The sequence below is a fragment of the Euhalothece natronophila Z-M001 genome, assembly GCF_007904085.1.
Taxonomy (GTDB): Bacteria; Cyanobacteriota; Cyanobacteriia; order Cyanobacteriales; family Rubidibacteraceae; genus Halothece; species Halothece natronophila.
This window is the reverse complement of record NZ_CP042326.1, coordinates 765134-789486: the sequence shown is the minus strand read 5'-3', so window position 1 is coordinate 789486 and position 24353 is coordinate 765134. Positions and strand designations below refer to the sequence as shown.

Sequence of the window (24353 nt, the reverse complement as noted above, 5' to 3'; positions counted from 1 at the left end):
TTACAGTGATGTTATGATGCCTCGGCAATTAGGAATTAAAGCTACTTATTGCAAAGATATTCAATTAAACCGTTATGAAACAAGTATCATAACTAAATCCTTAAAACCGCCCCTCGTCCATTCACAAATTGCAGGAATTAGCAGATCAGTCAGGCTAGAATATACTGATGAGGTTACACTTTCTCAACATTTAGCAAGTTTAGCAACTAATGTAATTTCTCCCTTATTAACTAGCTATGTGGCCTGGGTATTAGAAGATGCTTACAAAAGAGGGATTCAACGATTATATTTTGTTGCTTCTGAGGGACAACTTTTTCTCAAGATAGCTCATATACTTGCTAAGTCTCGACCAGTGCCAGAGTGTTGCTATCTCGACACTTCACGTCAGACCTTATTTCTAGCTTCGATAACAGAAGTAAGTCAAGAAACTCTTGACTGGGTATTTATTCAAGGAGAATCTAATCCTTTAACTGATGTTTTTAACAAACTAAATATAGATCCATTAGAAATTGAATCGGTTTTAAGTCAACATAATTTGACTACTAGCTTTTGGAAACAACCAATTTCATCAGAAAACTTAGAAACACTTTGGCAAGTTCTTCAGCATCCAAACGTAAAGTCTATTATCTTAGAGAAAGCTAAAGCTGCGCGTGATATTATCCTTGACTATTTTACCCAAGAGGGGCTTCTTTCTTCATCTGAGTGGGCGTTAGTTGACTTAGGTTGGACTCTTAACTTGCAAAAGTCACTTAAAACTATCTTAAACCAAAATGTAACAGGTTATTATTTTGGGATTCTACGAAATTATATAACGACTTTAGAAGCAGGAGAGTATAAAGCTTTCTTAGAACAAGATGTTGTTATTAAGCCTGAGCCTTCTAAAACTGAAATTATTTTTCGCAATTGGCATTTAATTGAAAAATTGTTGATGATGGCTAATTATCCTACTGTAATGAGTGATTACAAAGGAAAGGAAGAAAATTTAGTTGAATCTTTACATAATATCGTTATTGCTTATGCAAAGGAGTTAGGAGAAACACATCTATTAAACAAAGAAATTGAGGAGATAAAAAGATGTGCAGTTGTCAATACTATTACTTTTTTGTCCCAGCCTAATATTCCAGAAATTAAAGCAATTATTGCCTTAGAAATAGAAAATTCTCAAAAAATCGCCCGCCCCCTAAAAATAAAAGATTTCCCTAACTATATTAGTTCCATGAACTCTTTTAATCAATCTAGAAAAAATAGTTCAGATATTTATTGGATAGAAGGATCAATGGCAATTTCTAATCCTTTAATCAAATTTTTCTTTTTCTTGCTCTTTCAGTTATTAATCCGTGCAGGAAATAGTTAACACCTAAAGGCCAGCATATTGAACTGGCTGAGCCCAAAAATAACGACTAATACGTTCGGGACATTTCTGAAGACTGTATAAATAAGAGCGAACCCTTTTCATGAGTTCATTACGATTACGGGGTCTTTGTCGTCTCATAGCATTGCTTTTAATGTCCTGATTGAGAAATTCATCGGGATTTCGTTCTGGGCTGTAGGGGGGAAGATAAAACAGTTCCAATTCATCCTGATGTTGAGCTACCCATTGTTGAACTTTACGGGAGCGATGTACTGGGTGGCGATCTACAATCAAAAAAACTTTGTTTTCCCTGGAGCGAATTAATCGGCGTAAAAATTCCAAAAAGACATCGCTATTAAATCCCCCTTGAAATACTTGAAAGCGTAGGGTTCCTCGATTGGTCAGGGCGGAAATTAAGTTGCAACTGAAACGTTGCCCAGTTCCTTCTACAATTGGCGTTTTCCCTACCTCAGACCAACAAGTCCCTGCTTGATGGTCCGAACGCAATCCCATTTCATCACCCCAATGAATCTCAGCTCCTTCCTGCTGTGCTCGCTTGTGAATCGCTGGATATTCATGAGTTAACCAATGCTGAAGCTGGTGAGGACATTGCTCACGAGCGCATTTGGCAGGCTTTTGTGGAGACAGTCCCCAACGACGCAGATAACGACCAATCGTCGTTTGAGAAAGAGTAATTCCCCAACATTGTTCAATGAGCTGAGATACGGCTTGTCGAGTCCAGAGAGTAAATGGCAGTTGTAGTTGTTCTGGGCTGTAATCCCGAATGAGACGAGTAATTGTCGTTACCTGCGATCGCGCCAAGGTAGGATGCTCACGACGACCTTGTTTACAAGCTTTGAGAGCTGTCTCACCCCCACGACGGTAACGTTGCACCCACTGATTAACTGCTGTACGAGTAACTCCAAACTCTTGGGCCACTTCTCCTTGAGAACGTTTGTTCTCAATCACTGCCATGACCGCCCTTTTACGGATTGCTTGTTGAGCTTGAGGGGGTAAACTCCGAGCGTCTTTTAATTGCATATAGAAAACTGCCGTACTTCACTTTCCCATGTTAACTATTTAGCGCACGGATTAATAAAAGGTTATCTCACTCATCCTAATATTTATCCGTTATGGTTTCCGATTAAGAAAAATATAGTGATTCCTATAGTTATGGGGGAGGGCAAAAAAAGACACTTGAAGACTAAAAAACAAGCGAATTAACTCTTAAGTAGAGATCGCAGATGGGTAGAAGCATCATTTCATACTGCTAAAACTCATCATTTGTTATGACTTCTACCCAATAGCTGGAAAGCCTAGTACATCATTATTGAGATTAATTTGAAAAGACAATGAAAATTACCCTGATTATTCCAACTTATCGTCGCCCACAAGACTTAGCACGATGCTTAGAAGCGATTAAAGCTCAAACTCGTCCGGTGGATGAACTTCTAATTATTGTCCGAGACACGGATGAACTCACTCAAACCTTTCTGCAAATCTATAATTCAGAATTTTTACCCTTAAAAGTCTTATCGGTAACCACGCCAGGGGTTATTGCCGCTATGAATGTTGGGCTTGAAGCTGCTTCAGGAGATATTATTAGCTTTACCGATGACGATGCAGCCCCTCATCCTGATTGGCTAGAACTAATTGAATGTCATTTTGTGGTAGATGAAAATCTTGTCGGTTTAGGAGGGCGGGATTGGGTTTATCTAGACAAGCAATTACATCCAGGCAAATTAACTGAGAAAGTCGGGCAAGTGCAATGGTTTGGACGAGTCATTGGCAACCATCATCTCGGAACAGGCTGGTTAAAGAATGTCGATGTGATTAAAGGCGTAAATATGAGTTTTCGTCGTCGCGCGATCGCGCAATTAAGGTTTGACCCCCGAATGCGAGGGAGTGGCGCACAAGTCCACTTTGAACTTGCATTTTGTCTTGCCCTAAAACGGAAGGGAGCAAAAATTATTTACGATCCCACTGTCGCCGTTAACCACTATCCTGCCCAACGTTTTGATGAAGATCAACGCAGTGACTTCAACCAAACCGCTTACATCAATCAAGTTCATAATGAAACCTTGAGCTCAAGGGGTGACGACTGGCTTAAGCCCCTTGCTGTATAAGTTCCATAGCTCTTAACCCTTTCTGATAAAAGGGAAACTTATTGCGATTAAGACTCATCAATTCTTCTACCCAATCTTTGACAAAAATCTGAGTGATGATCCAAGTTTGACCATATAAGCCGATTAAGAAATTACTATTTTTCGTCATTTTTTGCTTCACTGTTCTCAGACGACCAAGATATTCTTGTTGACCTTTGAACCGAATGGATTGCCCCTTTAAACTGGAGACCGTGTACGCGATCGCGCACAACAAAACCAAATTACTTAGTCTTTTTACTGAAGCCTTAGAGCCTTCTAAATTATAACCTCCGATCTTACAATCCTTAAACATGGCTTCGATTCCCATACGCTTTTGATAAGCTTTGATTGCCGAGTCGAGATCGGGAAGATTAGTCAGAAGATACCAAGGCTCTTTTTCGACACTTCCTCGGTATTTCTTTTTCCATTTAACGGCAACAGAAAATTGACCGAATCCGTTTTTACCCACTTTTATATTAGGAAAGAAATGAGAGTCTCCTGGTTGAAAGTCGAAGCAACTAAGAGATTGACAATCTTTTCCTTTGACTTGAATGTTTCGGTCTTTTTTCTGACGCAGAACAAAGCCCACTTTCTCTCTCCGTAACCATTTAGCCAGCTCGATGCTATGAAATTCACGGTCTCCTAAAATGATTAATCGATAACCTCTCAGAAGTTTCAAAATCGGTTTGAGTAAAGCTTTTTGTTCTTTTAAATTACTGGCTCCTTTCTTTGATAAAAATTGCCAATAAATGGGAAGAGCTCGTTTCTGATGAATGAAGGCGACAACAAACAAGTTTTTATCTTGCCACTGCGTTCTGTCTAAAGCTAAGTAAAGAGGTTGATTACTTGGGTGAATGAGTTTAATAATTTCTTTAATGATTGGAAACCAAATTAGGGCCATGGACAGGGAAGGAAGCACTAGAAATCTTTGAAGACGACGGCGACGACTTTCATACTTAATCGGTAAAGGATAGTACGCAGCTAGTTTTTCGATTTTCACATTTTTATGAACTTGTAACAGCCATACCCAGATTTCTAGGCTTAATAATTGGGCACGAGTGAGTCGATTAGCAAGGTGATTGCGATATAATTTTGGTAGCATTTTTTAAGTTCATTTTGGTTTCTGCGATCGCACAGTTAGCGTGATCGCGCAGCCTGATCTGTTTATTATAAAAGGCTATCTACGTCAGCGCTTGAGGCGATTACAACACGATTGTCACCCCGTGAGAACCTTGAGTTTATTGGAATTTCTTCCCCCTCTCAGGCGAACTATTTTTCTAATTTGGGCAGGATTAATTGGGACAACGCAAGCCCCTGGATTCCTGCAATGGCTAAGATTACTCCCTCGACAACGTTCTTTAGCAACACAAAAATGCCTTGCCTCTATTAAAGGGCGTTATCAAGGATGGTTGACTTGGCGAGAGAGCTTGCAACAACCCCTGATCTTAGAAACTTATCTCGAAAAACATCCAAACCTATAGCTTAATTCGATTAACCCACCTTTTCTGAATGGAATCCTAATAAACTCTTAGTTAATTAATCAAACTTTATTCCCGATGCCACATCCCACATCAGTTGCTATTTGTATCCCTACTTATAACCAAGCCAAGTATTTACCAGAATCGGTTATTAGTGCTTGCCAACAGACCTATCCCCATGTTGAAGTCTGGGTTTCTGATGATGCCAGTACCGATGAAACCCCAACAGTGATGAGTCAACTTCGTCAAAAATTTCCACAAATCCGTTACTATCGTCAACCGAAAAATTTAGGAATTGCAGCCAATAATACGTGGTTACTCAGCCAACCCAACACTCCATATATTGTTCGTCTTGACTCCGATGACATCTTAAAGCCGAATTATCTAGAAATCTTAGTCCCGCTAATGGAGAAATATGCTGATGCTGGCTATGCCCATGCAGCAGTTGAGCAAATTGATGAATATGGAAAAAAACACGGAATTCGTCGATTAGCGAGAAATGAAGAATTTTGGAATGGTGAAAAAGAACTCAAAGCAGCTGTTTCAGGATTTCGGATGGCAGCAAACCTTTGTCTTTTTCGGGCTGCAGCCTTGCATGAATTAAACGTATATCAAGATCGTCCTGAATTTGTAGAAGATTACGACTTGATTGTTCGCATGGCAGATGTAGGTTATGGCAATATTTATAGCGATCAAATTTTAGGCTCTTATCGGGTTTGGACAGACACCAAAGCTGTGCGCCCAAAACGGAAAGCCCTAGAGTTACGAGGATTAATCCGAATTTATGAGGAAAGTCTGTTGCCAGCCTTTGCCAGACGAAACTGGAATCCTAAGCCGATTCAGCAACAACGCTGTCGATTAGCCTTAATTCATGCCCCTTACTGTTTCCGTCCTCTATTTACAAGTGCGGAACGAAAGGAATTAGTGGATTTGTTAAAAGCACTAGGAGATTCTCCAGCTCTAAGACTGCGCTTAGTCGCTTTACATTGTGGTTTCCGTCCCTTCTTAGAATGGCGCTACTCAGCAGAAATTAAATTAAAACGGACCATTAAAGATTGCTTGATTTCCCTTAAAACTCTCAGGACAAATCCCTTAAATTAGCAAAGCTAACCCATTATGAGCCTTTCTCAAAAAACTCTCACCCCCTTACAGCAAATAATCTTACGGTTTATCCCCCAACCTGCAACTGCTTGGATCCTCATTTTTGGACTTTTCTTTTTTACCGCTGTCGGCATATTTGTCGGAGCTGGTAATCTCCTGCGAGTGGTTTTTCCTTTAGGGTCTTTAGCCGTCGGTTTATTTCTCTTTCAAAAATGCCCCCTAATGTATATCAGCTTCACCTTATGGCTGTACTTTCTCACTCCCTTTATCCGTCGCTTAATTGATTATCACAGTAGTTGGGTTAATCCGAGTACCGTTTTGCTTGCTCCGCCACTGGTTGCTCTAATTCCATTAGCAACGGTCATTCAATACCTGCCCCAAATGAACCGCAGGGGGGGATTACCTTTTTTACTAGCTTTAGGAGGCATTAGCTATGCCTTTTTAATTGGGTTAGTACGCGGTTTCCCGCCAATTGTCATCCGCGATTTAATTGATTGGTTAACGCCACTTTCTTTCGCAATTTACTTATGGATTAACTGGCGAAGTTACCCTGATTATCGACAAACGATTCAGCGGACTTTTGTGTGGGGGGTTCTGGTTATGGGCATTTATGGAGTGATTCAATATTTAGTGGCTCCCGAATGGGATCGCCTTTGGTTAATTGAATCAGGGATGACCTCTAGTGCTGGAGATCCTGAGCCGTTTGGCATGCGTATTTGGAGTACAATGAATTCTCCCGGTCCTTTTGCCGCAACAATGATGACGGGTTTAATTTTATTATTTAGTAGTTCCAGTATTATACGTTTACCTGCTGCTGGATTTGGCTATTTAAGTTTCTTGTTAGCAATTGTTCGGGCAGCTTGGGGAGCATGGTTATTGGCCCTAATTGTTTTTGCTAGTTCGTTAAAGTTAAGGTTGCAATTAAGATTAATAATGACCATTACAGTTTTAGCTTTAATAGTTATCCCATTGGCAACTCTAGAACCGTTTTCAGAACGAATCAGCGATCGTATGGAAACATTTTCTAATCTGGAAGAAGACGCAAGCGCCCAAGACAGACAAACATTGTATGAAGGTCACTTAAATGAAGCTCTTTTTAACTATCAAGGTACGGGTATTGGCGTCGCATTTACTCTGGATGAAAGGGGTCAACCCATTCCAATCACTATTGATAGTGGTGTTATCGCAATTTTTAATACCTTAGGTTGGTTTGGAGCAATCCCTTATTTTGGAGGAATTATTTTATTAGTTGGAAAAATGTTTCAAGCCTATAAAGAAATTGCGTTTGATGAATTTTTAGCGTGCTGTCGTTCTCTTAGTTTTGCATTTTTATTTTTGCTTTTTGCCGCTAATTCTTTAGTCGGTTTTAGTGGATTAATTTTTTGGAGTTTTTCTGCTATTATCTTGGCAGGAAATAAGTATTATAAAAATTTATATTTGTATGAAGATTAAAGATAAAAGTATCAATACAACAATTACTCTACGAACTTTAAATTTTATTTGTTATGAAGACATTTATCAATCGAAAGGTTATTTCTGAAAAGACTTCTTCTAAAGTACCTCGTGTACTTCTGGTTGTAGGCTTTCTATGGGGTAATGAAGGGATTCTTCAAGTCCTCGTCACTTTAACAAAAAAATTACAAGACCACGGTTGGCAGGTTGCCATTGTTTCTTCTATGGAAGATCAAGATGATGTAGGAAGATTTACTCGTGGACCCCGCTGGCTTGAGTCTCAAAATATTCAGCATTTTTTTGTTCCTTTTCCTGATTGGCGAATCAGTGGCAAAGCAAAACTATTTCGTACTTTTCAGGCTTTACTAAAACTCAATACAGTTGTTCGTGAATTTAAGCCTGATGTTATTAACATTAATTCCCTTTCTTTAACTCTCTATGCACAGATGATGAAACTCTGTTATAACGTACCCTATGTCTCAACCGCTGCTATTGAACCTTCAAGAAAACGCTTTGGAGTTAGAATTGCTACTTTCATTAACCAATACTATCCAACATTTTTAGGTGATCGTTTTATTGCAATTAGTAGTGAAGTTCAAGAAGCCTATGCTACTAAATTAAAGATCCCAAAGAAAAATATCCGATTAATTTTATAGAAAAGCGTAATTTTGTCCTTGATTCTATCTATTTTTATTGCTTGGCTCGTTTGCTAACTTTATTGGCAATAATTGTTTCTTGGGTGGTTTTCAGAGCAAATACTTTAGGCGGTTCTTACAATATTATTATCGGAATGTTTGGTGGTAATGGCTTTATTTTACCTGAATTGTATATTGAGCAACTTAATTTTCTGAGTCGTTTAGGAGTTCAATTTGGCACTTTGAATAACTACGGTGGCAATGAATCGGTAGTCTTATTATTGTCATTACTTGGCATAACTCTATTTTTACCAAATCTTTACCAGATTATGAGTCATGAAGTAGTTACTCTTGACATTTATAATCATCTAAGCAGTCAAAAAAAAGCTTGGTATAGATGGCGACCGAATTTTATTTATGCTGGATTTACTGCCGTTCTCTTGATCACAGCTTTGATTTTCCGCGATCAGCCAAATGAGTTTCTGTATTTTCAATTTTAAAACTACTGTATTCATTTAGAAGGGTTTGGTTGGCTGATTCCAGAAGCAATGTTATGCGGGGTTGTGCCTGTGCAAACTCCTGCTGTTGGAAGCAAAGATCAAATAGAAGATGGGATTAATGGTAAGGGAATTAAGGAAAATCTCTTAGCTCAGAAAAGTATGAGGTTATAACTCAAATGAACATAAAAACATTACAAATTGGTATGGGTTGGTTTCCTGAAGAGGCTGGAGGGTTAAACCGCTATTATTACAATTGCTTCCACGCTTTATCGCAAGCAGGTGTAGGTGTTCAAGGATTGGTCATGGGGTCTTCCTTACTGAAGGATGAACCAGTTCAAGTCTTTGCACCTCGGGATTCTCATATACTTCAACGCTGGCAAGGAATTAGAAAGTCAGCTTATCAGATCTTGGAGGAAGAAGATGAGTATCTAGTGGTGTCACATTTTGCCTTATATACCTTTCCCATATTGGATCAGTTGCACGATCGCGCTTTAGTGACTCATTTTCATGGCCCCTGGGCTTTAGAAAGTCGGATTGAACGACGGAAACCGTTAGTTAACTGGGCAAAAAAGGCACTAGAACAAAGGGTTTATCAGCGAACGGCGCAATTTATTGTTCTTTCTCACACCTTCTGTAATATCTTACAGCAGGAATATCACATTCCTCGGGAACGCATACAGATTATTCCTGGCGGTGTTGATTTGAATCGTTTTGATTGTTCTTTCTCCCAAGAAGAGGCGCAGGAAAAACTAGGTTGGAAGCGCGATCGCGCGATCCTTTTTTGTATCCGTCGCTTATCAAAACGCATGGGGTTAGATAACCTGATTACTGCTATAGATCAAGTGCGCCATCACTACCCCGAGGTTCTGCTTTATATTGCTGGAAAGGGAGAACTCACATCAACCTTGCAAGCCCAAATTGAAGAAATGAACCTTCAGGATCATGTGAAACTGTTAGGTTATCTTGCTGATGAAGAGTTACCCTTGGCTTACCGAGCGGCTGATCTCTCAGTTGTCCCGACAGTTGCTCTTGAAGGGTTTGGGTTAGTTGTCGTGGAGTCTTTAGCAACAGGTACACCTGTATTAGGAACTCCCATTGGTGGAATTCCTGAGATTCTCCAACCTTTCTGTCCTGATTTAATTTTAGAAGGTTATCAACCCCAACAACTAGCTCAGGGGATTCAGGAAGTTTTAGGGGGTCAACGTCACTTACCCACTGCCCAAGCCTGCCAGAACTATGTTAAAGAGCATTATACCTGGAGCGCGATCGCGCCTCAAATAAAAGCTGTTTATCAAGCAGCTCTTACCTAACTAATTATTGTTCATTAAAAACCATGAATCAATCCCCCTTAGTTTCAGTGATTATTCCTGCGTATAATGCAGAAAAGTTTATTGAAAAAACCTTAAATTCTGTTATTACACAAACTTACAATCATCTAGAAATTTTTGTAATTGATGATGGCTCTCAAGATCAAACACCACAAATTGTTAAAGAGTTTATGGAAAAAGATGCCAGAGTCATGCTATTACAACAATCTAATCAGGGCGTAGCTGCCGCTCGTAATTTAGGAATAAAAACTGCTAAAGGAGAATATATTGCACCATTAGATGCTGATGACATTTGGTACCCTCAAAAAATAGAAAAACAAATAGAATATTTTATACAATCTAACTCTTCTATTGGCTTAGTTTATGCGTGGTCCGTGGGAATTGATGAAGAAGATTTGATTAATTATCGTCGATGCGTTGTTCCAATAGTAGAAGGTAATGTTTTTTTCCCATTTCTCCTTTGTAATTTAATTAATACTGCTAGCACTCCTTTAATTCGTCGTACCTGTTTAGAAAAAGTTGGTTATTATAACTGCAATTTAAAACGACAAAACGCCCAAGGTTGCGAAGACTGGGAATTATATCTCCGCCTAGCTCAATATTATCAATTTCGACTAGTGCCAGACATTTTAGTTGGATACCGCAAAGTTGTGGGCAGTATGTCTGGCAATCACATTACAATGGCAAAATCTATGACCCTCACTTTAAATGGAATTCAACAACAATATCCTGAAATTCCGAAAGAGTTTTTCCAATGGTCTGCTGGTAATTTTTACCGCTATTTAGCTGGACAAAGTCAAGGGAGCGATCATCATGATAAAACATTGTTCTGGTTATATAAGGCTCTAGAAGCAGACTCTGCTAATTATTTGGATCATAAACTATATCTACGAATGTTGATTAGTTTATTAAAACTTTTTGCTCATCCTGTTACTTCATTAATTTGGCCAAATCATTTAGCTTGGGAAAAGTTTAGAAAAAAAATTATATTCCAAAGAGTCATTAACTTTGATCAAATTCAAATTGAAACTGAACCATTCAAGAAAAATCAACTAAATCTTTACCAAAGAATTAAGCGAAGGAGATGGTTAAAAGTTATTGGTATGTCTCATCAAAATTTTCTAATTTTTTTAGCTGACAATAAAACTAATCGACCTAGCGATTTCAACATTTTTGGTAATTAACGTAATTAACAAAAAAATTACTAATAAAAGCAAATAAAGATAACAATGTTTTATCACTTACCTTCTGTTAACAGTAAAGCAAAACGTATCATAGATATTTTGGGTGCTTTAGTAGGACTAATAGTCACACTAACTCTGTATCCATTAATTGCCTTTCTTATTTATATTGATGATCCAGGACCAATTTTTTTTACACAAACCAGAATAGGGCTTTACGGAAGACCATTTCGGATTTGGAAGTTTCGATCAATGATCACAGATGCAGAAAAAATGAAAGGCTTAGTGACTAATCAGGCAGAAGGATTTATATTTAAAAATGAACATGACCCTCGTGTGACAAGGGTAGGAAAATTTTTACGACGAACGAGTTTGGATGAACTACCTCAGTTTTTAAATGTCTTAAAAGGAGATATGAGCTTAGTCGGAACACGACCTCCTACTCCCGATGAAGTATCTCAGTATTTGCCTCATCATTTCCAACGACTCAAGGTTAAACCAGGCTTAACTGGAGAATGGCAAGTTAACGGACGTTCTATTGTGAAAGACTTTGAAGAAATTGTCAAAATGGATATTGCTTATCAGCAAAAGTGGTCTCTAGTTTATGACTTACAGCTAATTTTAAAGACAATTAAAATTGTTATCACTAAACAGGGAGCTTGCTAAGTAGTTAAGCAAAATTATTTGTATATGTGGGAATTAAGTTGTACGGTTAAAATTGATTTTGTATTGAGGGCGCGATCGCGATATTTTCGGTTGCCCAAGCTTTCTCACAATCAGTATGAGTAACCCCTACCATCATGGGAATTTTTACTATTGTTTTTTTTAACTCCTAACTAAAATATGGCACAATTAGCATCAGATCAGATATATTGACAAAATCATTAATTTAGTTATGGCAGGAAAAGTAAAGAAAGGGGCTTTAGTTCACGTAGTACGAGAGAAGTTAGAAAATAGCGTGGAAGCAATGGCAAGTGATAATCGGTTTCCTTCCTATTTATTTGAAAGCAAAGGAGAAGTTTTAGAAACAGAGGGGGATTATGCTTTTGTTAAGTTCTATGTAGCAACTCCTGGAGTTTGGCTTCGCCTAGATCAATTAGAACCTGTAAATTAAAAATGGCGAGCAAATGAGGGGAATCTCAGCTTTAACGAGACTTTCCCCTTAGCTTTTATTTTTAAATTCCTAGACGTTGATAAATAGTATCTAGGTTTTGTAAGTGGTGCTGGGGATCAAAACAGCTTTCTATTTCCTCAGAAGATAGGGTTTTCTGCACGGTAGGCTCTTCACAGATTAATTGATAAAAGTTTCCATTGGGTTGGTTCCAGGCTTGATGGGCGCAACTTTGCACGATTTGATAGGCTTCCTCCCGATTCATCCCTTTTTCCACAAGGGTTAATAATACTCGTTGACTGAAAATTACCCCTCCATAAACGTTCATATTACGCTTCATGTTTTCGGGATAAACGAACAAATTTTTGACTAACTGGGTAATTTCATTAATCATAAAATGGGTAAGAATGCAACTGTCTGGAAGAATTACTCGCTCCGCAGAACTGTGGGAAATATCTCTCTCATGCCATAAAGCAACATTTTCTAGGGCAGTCATGGCGTTACCCCGTACAATTCGTGCTAATCCAGTTAAACGTTCTGAACGGATAGGATTGCGTTTGTGGGGCATTGCCGAAGAACCTTTTTGTCCTTTAGAAAAATATTCTTCCACTTCTAAGACATCAGTGCGCTGAAGATTACGAATTTCGACAGCAAAACGTTCAATGGAGGCAGTTAAAAGGGCAAGTTGTTGCAAAAAATGTCCATGACGATCGCGCGATATCACCTGTGTCGAGGCAGTGTCAGGTTTTAAACCGAGTTTCTCACAAGCTAGGGCTTCTACTCTTGGATCAATATTGGCATAAGTGCCCACTGCTCCCGAAATTTTCCCTACCGCAATTTCATTGCGAAGATGAACAGCGCGATCGCGATGACGGAAGATCTCGGCTAACCAACCAGCTAATTTAAATCCGAAAGTAATGGGTTCAGCATGGATGCCATGAGACCGTCCCACCATCACTGTATAACGATGTTGTTGCGCCTGATAGCGAATAGCTTGAGCGAGGGCTTCCAACTCTTCTAAAATCAAATTCAGACTTGCCACTAACTGTAAAGCTAGGGCAGTATCGAGCACATCGGAACTGGTTAAACCCAGATGGATATAACGTCCTGCTTCACCCACATATTCATTAACATTTGTTAAAAATGCAATGACATCATGACGAACTTCTGATTCAATTTCCAGCACTCGCTGCGGATCAAAATCTGCTTTCTCCTTAATTTCGGCTAATGCTGAGTCGGGAATATAACCAAGTTCTGCTTGCGCTTCACAAACTGCTACCTCCACCTGTAACCAAGTTTTTAATTTTGCTTCATTTGTCCAGAGTTCCCCCATAGCAGGGAGAGTATAACGTTCAATCATGTAACTTTATAAATCCAACACAACCTTATTATGGTAACTCGACCTGAGTTTACAAAAGGGCATGATCCCAATTGTAAAAAGTCACAGCTTTTCCTTATCAGTATCAAAAGTAGCTGAAATTAGATCAAAATATGACTCTTTGCTGACTATCTGGTATAGTGTCTATGGATAAGTAAGTGAAAAATCTAAAGTAAAGGTTCTTAGCACTCAAGTTATGAACCGCAGTCGTAGCCTCTATTGGTTACTGAGATACTGTTGAATTTCGATATAGGAGGAAAAATCACCTTGTCTAGTAAGTATATTTTTAGTTCTGAATCGGTGACAGAAGGTCATCCTGATAAAGTTTGTGACCAGATTTCCGATACAATTCTTGACGCATTACTCGCTGGAGACGACAAAAGCCGTGTAGCAGCGGAGGTTGTTGTCAACACGGGGTTAGTGCTGGTGACAGGGGAAATTACCTCCAAAACGCAGGTGAACTTCGTAAACTTAGTACGGGATAAAATCAAAGAAATCGGTTACACTGATGCAGATAATGGCTTCTCTGCTGATAGCTGTTCTGTTCTCATTGCCCTTGATGAACAATCCCCTGACATTTCTCAAGGGGTAACAAGCGCCCAAGAAAGTCGCGAACTGAGTAATGATGAACTGGATCAAATTGGAGCCGGTGACCAAGGCTTAATGTTTGGTTATGCTTGCAACGAAACCCCAGAATTAATGCCATTACCCATTAGCTTGTCTCACCGTCTCACTCGCCAGTTAGCGAAAGTTCGTAAAAATGGAACTCTTGGCTATCTTCGTCCTGATGGAAAAAGCCAAGTCAGTGTGGCTTACGAAGATGGTAAGCCCGTTCGTATTGACACCATCTTGCTTTCAACCCAGCATGATCCCGAAGTTGGTGGTAGCACTGATGAAAAAGCTGTTCACGATAAAATCAAAGCGGATCTCTGGAAAGAAGTTGTCCTTCCTATCTTTGAAGATATCGACATCAAGCCTGATGACAACACCAAATACTTAATGAACCCCACAGGTAAATTTGTTGTCGGTGGACCACAGGGAGACGCTGGTTTAACTGGACGGAAAATTATCGTAGATACCTACGGTGGTTATTCTCGTCATGGCGGTGGTGCTTTCTCTGGTAAAGATCCAACAAAAGTTGACCGCAGTGCTGCTTATGCTAGCCGTTATGTTGCGAAAAACATTGTGGCAGCAGGCTTGGCGGATAAATGCGAAGTTCAACTGAGTTACGCAATTGGGGTAGCCCGTCCCACCAGTGTCTTTGTTGATACTTTCGGCACTGGTAAAGTTGATGAAGACAAGTTACTAGAAGTGATTCGCCAAAACTTTGAACTTCGTCCTGCGGGAATTATTCAAGCATTTGATATGCAATCTCTTCCCAAACAGCGTAATGGACGTTTCTATCAAGATACTGCGGCTTATGGTCACTTTGGACGACCTGACCTTGATCTTCCTTGGGAACGTACCGATAAAGCAGAAGCCTTAAAACAAGCTCTCAAAGCAACGGCTGCTGTATAAATTAGATTGAAATCTTTCATCTAATGAATTCCCCCTTCTCGCTATGAGGGGGGTTTTTATTACCGAAATTCAGGCAATGATTGTTAAAATAATTTTGTCCTTTGTTGTTAGTCCTTCGTCCTTTGTACAAAAATAAAAAATAACAAAATCATTGATATCTGGAAAGCGAATTTAGATATTTGTCCGCAACTGGAAAAACAATACTGGTCTGTTTTAAATCAAGAAGAAAAAGAACGGGCGAGTCGTTTGGTTAAGCCAGAGCATCAAACTCGTTTTATAGCGGGACGGGGGATTTTACGGTATTTGATTGGAAACTATCTTAATTTAGAACCACAAAAAGTTGAGTTTACCTATCGCGATCGCGGTAAGCCTATATTAACCGAAAATAATACTTCTCCTCCCCTACAATTTAATGTCTCTCATTCTCATAATTTAGGGTTATATGCCTTTGCTTATTCTGATTATGAAATTGGCATTGATGTGGAGTTAATGCGTCCTGTTTCTAATGTTCTTTCTTTGGCAAAACGTTTTTTTACTGAGAAAGAAGCGTCTTATTTAGAATCTTTATCGTCACCCGAACAAATAGAAACATTTTTTCAATTTTGGACAGCAAAAGAGGCTTACTTGAAAGCAACGGGAGAAGGATTAGCGGGATTAGAAAATATAGAGGTCATGGTGTCTTCATCTCATTCTAAGCAAGTGGAAGTGAGTTATTCTAATCAACCTGTTACTTTATTATCTTTAGCATTAACAGATAATTTTGTTGCCACTGTGGCTTGTTTAGGAGATGAATGTTTTAAATTTGATTCACTAAATACTCAGCAATCTGAGAAGATGCTCCCGCTTCTCCCATCCGACGCTTGCCATTATCTGCAATTAATTGTAACCGATCTGGATCGCTGAATAATTCATGTAAAACGGTAGCCGCTTGAGATGGTTTTTTTACGAGAATGACGGATGCTCCGAGTAAACGGGTTTGGGCTTCAGCAAAAGCAGGGGTATATTGGGGCCCTTCTCCGGGAAAAGTAATGACAGGCTTCCCTAAGCCCACAAATTGTTCTGTAGCGGTTCCAGCCATAGCAACAGCTAAATCAGCAGAGAGTAAGCAACTATGATAAGCCGTTTGGGTGAGAAGGAGTCGGGTAACGCCTTTTTGAAATTCTAAGCCTTGTTTGTCTTGCACGGGAGTGGAAAGAGAATTTGTTGTATTTTGTTGCCAGCCTTGGGCTTGTAATCGCTCACAAAATGGATTTAAATCTAGGCTAGGCGCGATCGCGCTTAAAAAACACAACCGACGTTTCTTTTCTCGGGCGATAATACTTTCCACGGCTTCTAAAATGAGTTCCCAATTTCTCTCGGCTTCAGGGGAACGAGACCCAGGTAATAGTAAAATACGCAGCGATCGCGCTTCTTCTCTCTCTTCGACAATAGGCACTTCAGGAAATAACCCGTCCATCATCGGATTCCCAAAATCATGCGCCCGAACCCCAAATTGTTGTAACTGATGAGTGGTTAAACTGTCCCGAGGAAACACCCCCAAACAACGGCGATTTTTCATTAAACAACGTTCCCATGGGAGATACACCGAGCCTAATTTCCGTTGTAAGAAAGAAGTTTGGGGTAACCAGCCCACTTCATCCTGTAGATAATACTCAGACTTTGCTGTTCCCACAAACACATAATTAGTCTGACTCAGCCAAGCAAAAAGCAAGGGAACAATATCGCCCACTGCCAGAATCATTCCTCCTTGTTTCCCCCAACGTTGAACTGCCTTTAACTGCGCCAAAGTTAACCCGACTAAGCCCCCCTGAAGGTCTCGCCATAACTCTCGGGCTTCCATATAGACAAAGCCTCCTGAGGGCATTTTTTTAACTGGGGCAATAATTGGAATGCGCGATTTCTGATAAGCAATCCCCTCCCCCACAATTGGCAGAGCAACAACCTCTATCTGGTCTGTTTGCTGATATAGGGCTTTGATAATTTGAACAGCAATAACATCTTCACCGTGACCATTACTAAGACAGAGTAATTTCAATGTCGATTCTTTCCATCTATTTATCCATCGAGTAATTAGGGAGTATAGCAGTTTTCACTCCTATGAGGTACATTCTTAATTTTTTGTCCTTGGTTGTTTGTAAACCAATAACCAATGACTAATGACTAATGACCAATGACAAAAACCTACTTTAAGGGAGAGAAGAACAACCGAAATATAAGCCACAATAGATATGCAAACAATAATTCAATTATAAATAAAACCATGGGTTTATTCGGTTTTGGTAAAAAGTTAAGTCTTCCCACACCAGAAGAAGCTCTCCCTGGGCGCGAAGAAACAATGCCCATTACCAATCATCATTACGTTAATGGCAATCCCATTCAACCGCCTTTTCCTGAAGGAACAGAACTCGCCTTATTTGGCATGGGTTGTTTTTGGGGTGCAGAAAGAGTATTTTGGCAATTATCGGGAGTTTATAGCACCGCCGTGGGTTATGCAGGAGGAATTACCCCTAACCCCACCTACCAAGAAGTTTGTACAGGGATGACTGGACACAATGAAGTCGTGCGTGTTGTATATGACCCTGAAAAAATTAGTTATGAAACCTTATTAAAAACCTTCTGGGAAAACCATGATCCGACTCAAGGAATGCGTCAAGGAAATGATGTCGGAACACAATATCGGTCTGGAATTTATGTGTATAACAACCAACAACATAAGTTAGCAGAAGCATCTAAAAACGTTTATCAGAAAGCCTTAATGGAAAAAGGCTATGGGAATATCACCACAGAAATTATAGAAGCTCCAGAATTTTATTATGCAGAAGACTACCATCAACAATACTTAGCGAAAAATCCTCGTGGCTATTGTGGGTTAGGAGGAACACAAGTATCCTTCCCAGGCTTAACCGAAGCCCAAACTGTTTAATCTAATGTTTCATTCCTAGCAATGGGTGGGAAACTCCTCCCATTGTTTTTTTAATGCCTATTTTTAGAGGGAAACAGCTAGTTAAAGATGGGGAATTTTGCTAAAGTATGAATTGATCTCACCATCAAGCTGAAGAGAAGTAAGATGATTTTACCCGGAAAAAAAGTTAAAGTCACCAACGTAGATGACACCTACTATCGCTTTGAAGGGCTAGTACAAAGAATTACCGACGATAACGCCGCCGTGTTATTTGAAGGCGGAAACTGGGATAAACTGGTAACTTTCAAATTATCAGAACTAGAAGAGGTTACGCCTCGCAAAGGGAAGAAGAAGTAAAATTGATGTTCTAGATCATTCATGCGTATTCCCCTTCCGCAATTTTCGACGGAAAACCTACACCCCAATCATTTCGCTGAGGTAATAGAAACGACAACTACTGAGTTTCTTGCCCAATGTTTAGAACCCGAAGACTTATCCTTTCCTGTTATGCCTCCTTTCGGCAGTTGGGTAAAATCTTACGATGAAGAATCGGGAAATGAAGTCTTAGCAGTAGTTACCTATGCTACCACGACTCCTATAGACTCGGTTCATCGCGCCCGTGCATTAGGACTGTCATTAAGCCAATTACGGGAAGAACAGCCGCAAATTTTCGCTATGTTAAAAACCGAGTTTCGGGTGACAATTTTGGGCTTTCTCACGCCAGAAGCCAGTAGTAATGGCTATGGAGGGAAACGATGCTATCAATATCTTCCTCCCCGTCCCCCACAAATTCATCAAGGGGTTTATTATTGTGAGCAAGAGGAGATTATTCAGTTTACCGAGGAGTTAGATTTTTTACGCACCCTATTAGATGTGAGAAGTGTTCCTGTTGATTCTCTAGTGGCAGCAGTATTAAGGGAAATTTATCGCTTGCGTCAAGCGGATAGAGACTGGCTAGTACAAGCAGGGCGAAAACTAAGCACTTTACTCAAAGATGATTATGACCGCTTGCGATATATTCTAAGTCAAGTTCATTTCTAGGCTTTTCTATGACGGGACAAGAATTGCACCAACTCATTGTTGATAAATGGGGTTATTCCTTTGATGTTCAATTGCGTCGAGTTCGCAATAAAATTTTTTTGCAGGTGATGTGGCGCTATTTAGAACAGGCTTCTTTTCCATTAAGTGAAACGGAATATTTAGAACACTTAAATGCAATTTCTAGCTATCTTCAAGCCTGGGGAAGTGTTAATCAAGTTAAAGAGTATATCCAAACCACAAAAGAACGTCCTCGTTTAGGAAAAGCGGTAAATATTCCCATTGATCTTGGCGATAGAACTTCAGAGTGGATACTGGAAGAATGAAATTTGTCCTTGGTTGTTTGTCCTTTGTCCTTCGTTGTTTGTAAACCAATAACGAATAACAATTAACGAATAACAATGACCAGCCTTTACGAAACAGATTTTTTTGAATGGACTAAAATGCAAGCAAGAGCTTTGCAGGAACATAATATTAAAGCACTTGATTGGGAACATCTCAAAGAGGAAATAGAAGACTTGGGAAATGAAAAACTTAATGCTGTCAATAGCTTTTTGAAACGGTTGATAGAACACAGACTAAAACTTGATTATTCCCAAGAAATTTATCCTCGTAATCATTGGCTTAAAGAAGTGGATAATTCTCAAGATGAAATTGAAGATAGATTAAGTAAGACTCTTTTAGATAAAATTGATCTTCCCAAGCAATATGAAAGAGCGAGACGGGTTGTTTTGCGAGAGTATCAACTAGATATCCCGAAACAATGCCCCTATACTTTTGAGGAATTAATGACTAGATATCCCTTAAATAATGACTAGCTGGTAAATTTGCGCGATCGTAGCTAGCAGTAATTAATTGAAAAATACTGATCGCACTTAGTGGAAAAAAGGTTTTCCTCATTTGCTTAAGTCAGATGCATTTCCTTCCTCAGAATCTCATTAACTACTTCATTCCAATCAACTCCTTTTTCCTCAGCTTTTTTTCTTACAAATTCTTGTACTTCATCATCAAGATAGATAGGAGATTTAAACGTTGCATTGGGATAATAAAATTTACCCTGTTCTGCTTTAGAAAAGTCATATTCAGCTTTCATCAGTCTTTTTCCTCATAACAATGAATTTCTTGCCTAGTGGCTCGTCTTGCAGAAATAATTCTCACATCGAGAAGAGCCACGCCTTCATCAATTGTATGAACAACTAGCAAATACTGACCATTTGACGTTACTCCTAGTGTAATCCACCGTTCTTCCACCAAACTGTGTTCCTCATCAAAGATGGTCAAAGCCATGGGATCTGAGAAAACTAGCAATTAACTCCCTCTGCTTCCCGAAAACTAACCCCATGTTTCTCTAAGTTTCTCTGAGCTTTGATTGGATCCCACTGGAAACGGTACTGCATTATATTGTTGGTTTAAACTTAAAGCAAACCAGAAAACATTACCTTGTGAGAGGCAATTGGTCAATTTCAATAATTTAGGAGTGTTGAACAAAAAACCAAGGCAATGTTAACCCATGACTAACAGTCAAAAATATGGTATAATAAACTACCTAAATACCATACGAGCATCAGCACTCTACGGGTAAAATGCTCGCGATAATGAAGTGATTTTAAATTAGGCTTTGGTTAATTATGAAAGTAGTGATTCTTGGTGGCGACGGCTTTTGCGGATGGCCCACTTCTCTCCATTTATCCAATGCGGGACATGAGGTAATTATTGTGGATAACTTGTCTCGCCGCAATATTGATAATGAGTTAGAAGCAGGGTCTTTAACTCCTATCTCGCCCATGGGAGTGCGTTTGCAAGCATGGAAAGAGGTCAGTGGTAAGGAGATCCAATTCCATAAGATTGATATTGTGGAAGAGTATGATCGCTTACTGAAGCTACTTAGCGAAGAACGACCCGACGCGATCGTACACTTTGCGGAACAACGGGCTGCCCCTTATTCGATGAAGTCTCCTCGTCATCGTCGCTATACGGTTAATAATAACATTAATGCCACTCATAATACCCTCTGCGCGATCGCTGAGTTAGGACTAGACACCCATTTAGTCCATTTAGGAACAATGGGGGTTTATGGTTATGGAACTGCAGGGATGAAAATTCCTGAAGGCTATCTTGATATTGAGGTCGTCACCGAAAATGGGGAACGGATTCCGCAACAAATTCTTTATCCCCCAAACCCGGGAAGCATCTATCACATGACCAAAACCCAAGATCAACTCTTGTTCGCCTATTACAATAAAAATGATGGGGTGCGTGTCACTGATTTACACCAAGGAATTGTCTGGGGAACCGATACCGAACAGACAAAGCTAGATGAACGGCTGATTAATCGCTTTGATTATGATGGCGATTATGGAACGGTTCTTAATCGCTTCTTGATGCAAGCGGCTATTGGTTATCCTTTAACCGTCCATGGAACAGGCGGACAAACTCGGGCGTTTATTCATATTCAAAATACCGTGCGCTGTATTGAGTTGGCGTTGCAGTATCCCCCCGAAAAAGGGGAACGAGTGAAAATTCTCAACCAGATGACGGAAACTCATCGGGTTCGGGATTTAGCGCGACTCATTGGCAAGTTAACGGATACAGAAGTGGCGTATGTGGAAAACCCACGCAAAGAAGCAGCGGAAAATGATCTGAAAGTCGATAATAGTTGCTTCTTAGAGATGGGCTTGAAACCGACAACATTAGCCGAGGGATTACTCCACGAAGTTACAGAAATTGCCAAGAAGTATGCTGATAATGCCGATCTCTCGAAAATCCCTTGCACCTCGGTTTGGACAAAAGAACAGAAAGCAGGTGTTCCTCAAGTCAAGGAAGAAGTTACCTCAGGTTCAAGTCATCATTAAGGAAGCCAATTATAAAACTGTCACTTAGCTCTATGTCTTTCGAGTGACATCTGGTTACTCTATAGTCAGTGGTGAGTGAGGAGTAATCGAACGGGAGAGCTTCAGGGGTCGAAACATGGCAAGACTCCCTGAAGTCTTTTCATTTTTGGGCTTTTTTAAGGTAAATACAGTGACGTTGACCGAAAGTGAGGGGAGTGGAAAAGGACTCAATGTTTAGAAGGCTTCCTCCCAGTTTAGAAAGGGTTTTTTTGAGCGTTTGTTCTTCCTCCTCTGTCCAACGCCCTCGATAAAGGACAGCAATTCCTTCAGGCTTTAAAAGGGGTAACGCATATTCAGCACAGGTAGAAGCGGAAGAAACTGCTCGTAATAGAGCAAAATCGTACTGGGGCTTCCAACTAATATTTTCAGCTCGTCCCACGATCGCGCTCACTTGAGATAACCCTAATTCAGAAATTAAAGTTTTGAGAAAAGCAATTTTTTTACGGGTAGAATCCAGTAAAGTAACCTTAGCATGAGGAAGCGCGATCGCGCAGGGAAGACCAGGGAAGCCTGCACCAGTGCCAATATCAATGATGGAAACCCTTGCCTCAGTCTCTAAATTAAGGGGAGTTAGCCCGCGCAAAGAGTCCCATAAATGTTTTTCCCAAAAGGCTTCAGGTTCAGTAATGCGGGTTAAATTCAGCTTTTGATTCCCCTGAAGAATCCCTTGATACAGGGCCTCAAATTGTTGTTGCTGTTCAGGAGATGGACACCAGCCCAATGTTTCTTCCCAAACATGGCTTAAGTTTGGAAGTCTATTCATTTTGTCCTTTGTAAAACAATGACTAATAACCAATGACCCATCAGCATAGCACGACTTAAAAAAATAGCTGTATATCTGCGTTAACTAAGTAAGATACAATCGAGATCAAGTTTTCCTTCCCTAATACAGATGCCAGAAGATCAGGATTACTATAAAATCCTTGGTGTTTCAGAGAACGCTACCCAGCAGGAGATCAAACAAGCCTTTCGTCGTCTCGCCCGTGATTGTCACCCTGACTTACACCCCAATGATGCGACTGCGGCGAAACGGTTTCGAGTTTTGCGGGAAGCCTATGAAGTGCTAAGTGATGTAACACAGCGCAAAAAGTATGATCGTCAGCGTCCCAAATCTTCCTCCCAAAAAAAAGGAGGAAGCGCACAGGTTTATTATGTGCGAGGGGTGGAAAAAATGCTCTTACAAAACTATCGGGCTGCCGTTACTGATCTCTCAGAAGCTATCCGTCTGAATGATCGCTTTGTGGAAGCCTACTTAAAACGGTGTGAAGCCTATTTGGCATTAGGAGAAGAACGGGCGGTTTTAGAAGATTGTCAACAGATTTTAAGATATCAACCAGAAAACGCGATCGCGCATTATTATCGAGGACGCGCCCGTCAACGTTTAGGCTACGCTGATTCTGCAATTAAAGCCTATAGCAAAGCCATTTATCTCCAACAAGACTTTCCCCCGCCCTATTATTATCGTGGGGTTGCTCATTATGAATTACGGTATCGTAACCGTGCTATTGCTGACTGGCAAGAATATGCCGAAATTTGTAAGCGACAAGGAAATATGCAGGGATATCGTTTAGGAATTGATACCCTTAATCGTTACAGTTGGTTTCATATCAAGGTAGGGAATCGTATCTTTGGAAATAATAAGCGTTCCCAAGCTCAACCAGTGCAAAATTTTCATCATCCTTACTCTCGCCGTCAACAAGTAGGAAAACAAGTTCAAGATTCTATCTCTAAACTTGCTACGGCAATTCAAAATACAGCCCAAACCACCATTTTTAGCTTAACCCCCATTCTCAAAAACCCTGTGGGGGGAATCTTACTAGCTTATGGTCGCTTAGATCCAAACCAGATTCCAGTAGTGGCTGTTAACTCTTTGCTTTTAAGCAATGTCGCTTTTCTATTTGGGATGTTAGCTCATTTTGGCTTGAACTTAACTACCCTCTTGCGGTTTTTACCTGTAGGAATAATGCCTAGCCTTTCTCTGTTTGGGATTAACGTTGGCATTCGTTTTTTATTGCAATCCCCTTATGATTGGAAAAAAGACTTATTTTTTGCCAGTACTGCGGTTTTACCCTTGGCAGCGTTTTCGCTATTTAGCGCTTTTACCACGCTGATTCCTGGTTTTGTTTTTTTGCTAATGGTAATTAGTGTATTTCCTCTTTCTTACACCTTGCTCTTGCTTTATGGGGGCTGTTTCCAACTGCTAAACCTCTCAGAATCCCTTTCTGCCCTAATTGTTCCGATAATGCTTTTAATAACTACACTGTTAAGTTGGGTAACATTATCTGTCGTATCTTGATTTTTTAATTCAAAGCTGTTATGATTAAAGTTTAGCTAAATTGAGATGA

The 24353-nt window shown here is 39.9% G+C and carries 26 protein-coding genes and 1 pseudogene; 20 read left to right on the top strand and 7 right to left on the bottom strand.

Annotation, left to right across the window (positions count from 1 at the left end):
• Window positions 1–13 precede the first annotated feature (13 nt).
• Window positions 14–1354 carry a hypothetical protein gene (locus FRE64_RS03695; protein ID WP_146294725.1) on the top strand — a complete coding sequence of 447 codons (1341 nt, stop codon included), beginning with the start codon at window positions 14–16 and terminating at the stop codon, window positions 1352–1354.
• A gap of 3 nt (window positions 1355–1357) precedes the next feature.
• Here the strand turns inward: FRE64_RS03695 and FRE64_RS03690 are convergent, their stop codons facing one another.
• On the bottom strand, window positions 1358–2392 hold the full coding sequence (locus tag FRE64_RS03690; RefSeq protein WP_146294724.1) for an IS630 family transposase: 1035 nt from the start codon (window positions 2390–2392) through the stop codon (window positions 1358–1360).
• A 311-nt stretch (window positions 2393–2703) separates the two neighbouring features.
• Here FRE64_RS03690 and FRE64_RS03685 point away from each other — a divergent pair, with 311 nt between their 5' ends.
• Window positions 2704–3477, top strand: coding sequence for a glycosyltransferase family 2 protein (locus tag FRE64_RS03685; protein ID WP_146294723.1), 774 nt, complete (start codon window positions 2704–2706; stop codon window positions 3475–3477).
• On the opposite strand, the gene FRE64_RS03680 is transcribed toward FRE64_RS03685, so the two are convergent.
• Window positions 3458–4597: an IS4 family transposase gene (locus FRE64_RS03680; protein ID WP_146294195.1), complete on the bottom strand. Its 1140-nt coding sequence runs from the start codon at window positions 4595–4597 to the stop codon at window positions 3458–3460. The two genes, FRE64_RS03685 and FRE64_RS03680, sit on opposite strands and share 20 nt — an antisense overlap.
• A gap of 130 nt (window positions 4598–4727) precedes the next feature.
• Between FRE64_RS03680 and FRE64_RS03675 the strand changes: the two genes are divergently transcribed.
• The 9 genes and pseudogenes from FRE64_RS03675 (at window position 4728) to ndhO (ending at window position 12284) form a co-directional block, all read left to right on the top strand.
• Complete coding sequence (locus tag FRE64_RS03675; protein ID WP_146294722.1) at window positions 4728–4976, top strand: hypothetical protein; 249 nt, start codon at window positions 4728–4730, stop codon at window positions 4974–4976.
• Between the two features lie 75 nt (window positions 4977–5051).
• On the top strand, window positions 5052–6074 hold the full coding sequence (locus tag FRE64_RS03670) for a glycosyltransferase family 2 protein (RefSeq protein WP_146294721.1): 1023 nt from the start codon (window positions 5052–5054) through the stop codon (window positions 6072–6074).
• Between the two features lie 15 nt (window positions 6075–6089).
• Window positions 6090–7526 (top strand): O-antigen ligase domain-containing protein, encoded by a 1437-nt coding sequence (locus FRE64_RS03665; RefSeq protein ID WP_146294720.1) that lies wholly within the window; start codon window positions 6090–6092, stop codon window positions 7524–7526.
• Window positions 7527–7579: 53 nt separating this feature from the next.
• On the top strand, window positions 7580–8182 hold the full coding sequence (locus tag FRE64_RS03660) for a glycosyltransferase family 4 protein (RefSeq protein WP_146294719.1): 603 nt from the start codon (window positions 7580–7582) through the stop codon (window positions 8180–8182).
• 41 nt (window positions 8183–8223) lie between these two features.
• Window positions 8224–8661 (top strand): MBOAT family O-acyltransferase, encoded by a 438-nt coding sequence (locus FRE64_RS03655; protein ID WP_186708957.1) that lies wholly within the window; start codon window positions 8224–8226, stop codon window positions 8659–8661.
• A 176-nt stretch (window positions 8662–8837) separates the two neighbouring features.
• On the top strand, window positions 8838–9971 hold the full coding sequence (locus FRE64_RS03650) for a glycosyltransferase family 4 protein (protein ID WP_222597853.1): 1134 nt from the start codon (window positions 8838–8840) through the stop codon (window positions 9969–9971).
• A gap of 23 nt (window positions 9972–9994) precedes the next feature.
• Window positions 9995–11173, top strand: a complete 1179-nt coding sequence (locus FRE64_RS03645; RefSeq protein ID WP_146294717.1) for a glycosyltransferase family 2 protein — start codon at window positions 9995–9997, stop codon at window positions 11171–11173.
• 60 nt (window positions 11174–11233) lie between these two features.
• A pseudogene (locus tag FRE64_RS03640) lies at window positions 11234–11836 on the top strand (sugar transferase); the annotation flags it as partial.
• A 229-nt stretch (window positions 11837–12065) separates the two neighbouring features.
• Complete coding sequence (ndhO, locus tag FRE64_RS03635) at window positions 12066–12284, top strand: NAD(P)H-quinone oxidoreductase subunit O (protein ID WP_146294715.1); 219 nt, start codon at window positions 12066–12068, stop codon at window positions 12282–12284.
• Window positions 12285–12345: 61 nt separating this feature from the next.
• Here ndhO and purB read toward each other — a convergent pair whose 3' ends face one another.
• Window positions 12346–13641, bottom strand: a complete 1296-nt coding sequence (gene purB / locus FRE64_RS03630; RefSeq protein ID WP_146294714.1) for an adenylosuccinate lyase — start codon at window positions 13639–13641, stop codon at window positions 12346–12348.
• 285 nt (window positions 13642–13926) lie between these two features.
• Here purB and metK point away from each other — a divergent pair, with 285 nt between their 5' ends.
• Window positions 13927–15177, top strand: a complete 1251-nt coding sequence (metK, locus tag FRE64_RS03625; protein ID WP_146294713.1) for a methionine adenosyltransferase — start codon at window positions 13927–13929, stop codon at window positions 15175–15177.
• A gap of 246 nt (window positions 15178–15423) precedes the next feature.
• Window positions 15424–16080 (top strand): 4'-phosphopantetheinyl transferase family protein, encoded by a 657-nt coding sequence (locus tag FRE64_RS03620; protein ID WP_146294712.1) that lies wholly within the window; start codon window positions 15424–15426, stop codon window positions 16078–16080.
• Here FRE64_RS03620 and FRE64_RS03615 read toward each other — a convergent pair.
• The gene (locus tag FRE64_RS03615) at window positions 15974–17212 is read right to left on the bottom strand and encodes a lipid-A-disaccharide synthase-related protein (protein ID WP_146294711.1); all 1239 of its coding nucleotides are present in this window, start codon (window positions 17210–17212) and stop codon (window positions 15974–15976) included. The two genes, FRE64_RS03620 and FRE64_RS03615, sit on opposite strands and share 107 nt — an antisense overlap.
• Window positions 17213–17437: 225 nt before the next feature.
• Here FRE64_RS03615 and msrA point away from each other — a divergent pair, with 225 nt between their 5' ends.
• The 5 genes from msrA (at window position 17438) to FRE64_RS03590 (ending at window position 19935) form a co-directional block, all read left to right on the top strand.
• Window positions 17438–18100 (top strand): peptide-methionine (S)-S-oxide reductase MsrA, encoded by a 663-nt coding sequence (msrA, locus tag FRE64_RS03610; RefSeq protein ID WP_146294710.1) that lies wholly within the window; start codon window positions 17438–17440, stop codon window positions 18098–18100.
• 144 nt (window positions 18101–18244) lie between these two features.
• On the top strand, window positions 18245–18436 hold the full coding sequence (locus FRE64_RS03605) for an NAD(P)H dehydrogenase subunit NdhS (protein ID WP_146294709.1): 192 nt from the start codon (window positions 18245–18247) through the stop codon (window positions 18434–18436).
• Between the two features lie 21 nt (window positions 18437–18457).
• Window positions 18458–19120: an HAS-barrel domain-containing protein gene (locus FRE64_RS03600; protein WP_146294708.1), complete on the top strand. Its 663-nt coding sequence runs from the start codon at window positions 18458–18460 to the stop codon at window positions 19118–19120.
• Window positions 19121–19128: 8 nt separating this feature from the next.
• On the top strand, window positions 19129–19443 hold the full coding sequence (locus FRE64_RS03595; RefSeq protein WP_146294707.1) for a DUF3067 family protein: 315 nt from the start codon (window positions 19129–19131) through the stop codon (window positions 19441–19443).
• Window positions 19444–19518: 75 nt separating this feature from the next.
• Window positions 19519–19935, top strand: a complete 417-nt coding sequence (locus tag FRE64_RS03590) for a DUF29 domain-containing protein (RefSeq protein ID WP_146294706.1) — start codon at window positions 19519–19521, stop codon at window positions 19933–19935.
• Between the two features lie 86 nt (window positions 19936–20021).
• Here FRE64_RS03590 and FRE64_RS03585 read toward each other — a convergent pair whose 3' ends face one another.
• Both FRE64_RS03585 and FRE64_RS18175 read right to left on the bottom strand, forming a co-directional pair.
• Entirely contained in the window at window positions 20022–20210 is a 189-nt protein-coding gene (locus FRE64_RS03585) for a hypothetical protein (protein ID WP_146294705.1), read from the bottom strand.
• The gene (locus FRE64_RS18175) at window positions 20210–20404 is read right to left on the bottom strand and encodes a BrnT family toxin (RefSeq protein WP_315862640.1); all 195 of its coding nucleotides are present in this window, start codon (window positions 20402–20404) and stop codon (window positions 20210–20212) included. Before FRE64_RS18175 ends, FRE64_RS03585 begins: the two co-directional genes overlap by 1 nt.
• 341 nt (window positions 20405–20745) lie before the next feature.
• Here FRE64_RS18175 and FRE64_RS03575 point away from each other — a divergent pair, with 341 nt between their 5' ends.
• On the top strand, window positions 20746–21969 hold the full coding sequence (locus FRE64_RS03575; protein WP_146294704.1) for an NAD-dependent epimerase/dehydratase family protein: 1224 nt from the start codon (window positions 20746–20748) through the stop codon (window positions 21967–21969).
• A gap of 139 nt (window positions 21970–22108) precedes the next feature.
• Here FRE64_RS03575 and rsmG read toward each other — a convergent pair whose 3' ends face one another.
• A complete protein-coding gene (gene rsmG, locus FRE64_RS03570) occupies window positions 22109–22771 on the bottom strand; it encodes a 16S rRNA (guanine(527)-N(7))-methyltransferase RsmG (protein WP_146294703.1) in 663 nt (220 codons plus the stop codon).
• A gap of 129 nt (window positions 22772–22900) precedes the next feature.
• Here rsmG and FRE64_RS03565 point away from each other — a divergent pair, with 129 nt between their 5' ends.
• Entirely contained in the window at window positions 22901–24304 is a 1404-nt protein-coding gene (locus FRE64_RS03565; RefSeq protein WP_146294702.1) for a J domain-containing protein, read from the top strand.
• Window positions 24305–24353: the final 49 nt, after the last annotated feature.

What these genes read in the sequence shown, in the direction of transcription:
- FRE64_RS03695 (WP_146294725.1), top strand. Translation starts at nt 14, where the DNA reads ATGATGCCTCGGCAATTAGGAATTAAAGCTACTTATTGCAAAGATATT.
- FRE64_RS03690 (WP_146294724.1), bottom strand. Translation starts at nt 2,392, where the DNA reads ATGCAATTAAAAGACGCTCGGAGTTTACCCCCTCAAGCTCAACAAGCA.
- FRE64_RS03685 (WP_146294723.1), top strand. Translation starts at nt 2,704, where the DNA reads ATGAAAATTACCCTGATTATTCCAACTTATCGTCGCCCACAAGACTTA.
- FRE64_RS03680 (WP_146294195.1), bottom strand. Translation starts at nt 4,597, where the DNA reads ATGCTACCAAAATTATATCGCAATCACCTTGCTAATCGACTCACTCGT.
- FRE64_RS03670 (WP_146294721.1), top strand. Translation starts at nt 5,052, where the DNA reads ATGCCACATCCCACATCAGTTGCTATTTGTATCCCTACTTATAACCAA.
- FRE64_RS03665 (WP_146294720.1), top strand. Translation starts at nt 6,090, where the DNA reads ATGAGCCTTTCTCAAAAAACTCTCACCCCCTTACAGCAAATAATCTTA.
- FRE64_RS03660 (WP_146294719.1), top strand. Translation starts at nt 7,580, where the DNA reads ATGAAGACATTTATCAATCGAAAGGTTATTTCTGAAAAGACTTCTTCT.
- FRE64_RS03650 (WP_222597853.1), top strand. Translation starts at nt 8,838, where the DNA reads ATGAACATAAAAACATTACAAATTGGTATGGGTTGGTTTCCTGAAGAG.
- FRE64_RS03645 (WP_146294717.1), top strand. Translation starts at nt 9,995, where the DNA reads ATGAATCAATCCCCCTTAGTTTCAGTGATTATTCCTGCGTATAATGCA.
- ndhO (WP_146294715.1), top strand. Translation starts at nt 12,066, where the DNA reads ATGGCAGGAAAAGTAAAGAAAGGGGCTTTAGTTCACGTAGTACGAGAG.
- purB (WP_146294714.1), bottom strand. Translation starts at nt 13,641, where the DNA reads ATGATTGAACGTTATACTCTCCCTGCTATGGGGGAACTCTGGACAAAT.
- msrA (WP_146294710.1), top strand. Translation starts at nt 17,438, where the DNA reads ATGGGTTTATTCGGTTTTGGTAAAAAGTTAAGTCTTCCCACACCAGAA.
- FRE64_RS03605 (WP_146294709.1), top strand. Translation starts at nt 18,245, where the DNA reads ATGATTTTACCCGGAAAAAAAGTTAAAGTCACCAACGTAGATGACACC.
- FRE64_RS03600 (WP_146294708.1), top strand. Translation starts at nt 18,458, where the DNA reads ATGCGTATTCCCCTTCCGCAATTTTCGACGGAAAACCTACACCCCAAT.
- FRE64_RS03595 (WP_146294707.1), top strand. Translation starts at nt 19,129, where the DNA reads ATGACGGGACAAGAATTGCACCAACTCATTGTTGATAAATGGGGTTAT.
- FRE64_RS03590 (WP_146294706.1), top strand. Translation starts at nt 19,519, where the DNA reads ATGACCAGCCTTTACGAAACAGATTTTTTTGAATGGACTAAAATGCAA.
- FRE64_RS03585 (WP_146294705.1), bottom strand. Translation starts at nt 20,210, where the DNA reads ATGAAAGCTGAATATGACTTTTCTAAAGCAGAACAGGGTAAATTTTAT.
- FRE64_RS18175 (WP_315862640.1), bottom strand. Translation starts at nt 20,404, where the DNA reads ATGGCTTTGACCATCTTTGATGAGGAACACAGTTTGGTGGAAGAACGG.
- FRE64_RS03575 (WP_146294704.1), top strand. Translation starts at nt 20,746, where the DNA reads ATGAAAGTAGTGATTCTTGGTGGCGACGGCTTTTGCGGATGGCCCACT.
- rsmG (WP_146294703.1), bottom strand. Translation starts at nt 22,771, where the DNA reads ATGAATAGACTTCCAAACTTAAGCCATGTTTGGGAAGAAACATTGGGC.
- FRE64_RS03565 (WP_146294702.1), top strand. Translation starts at nt 22,901, where the DNA reads ATGCCAGAAGATCAGGATTACTATAAAATCCTTGGTGTTTCAGAGAAC.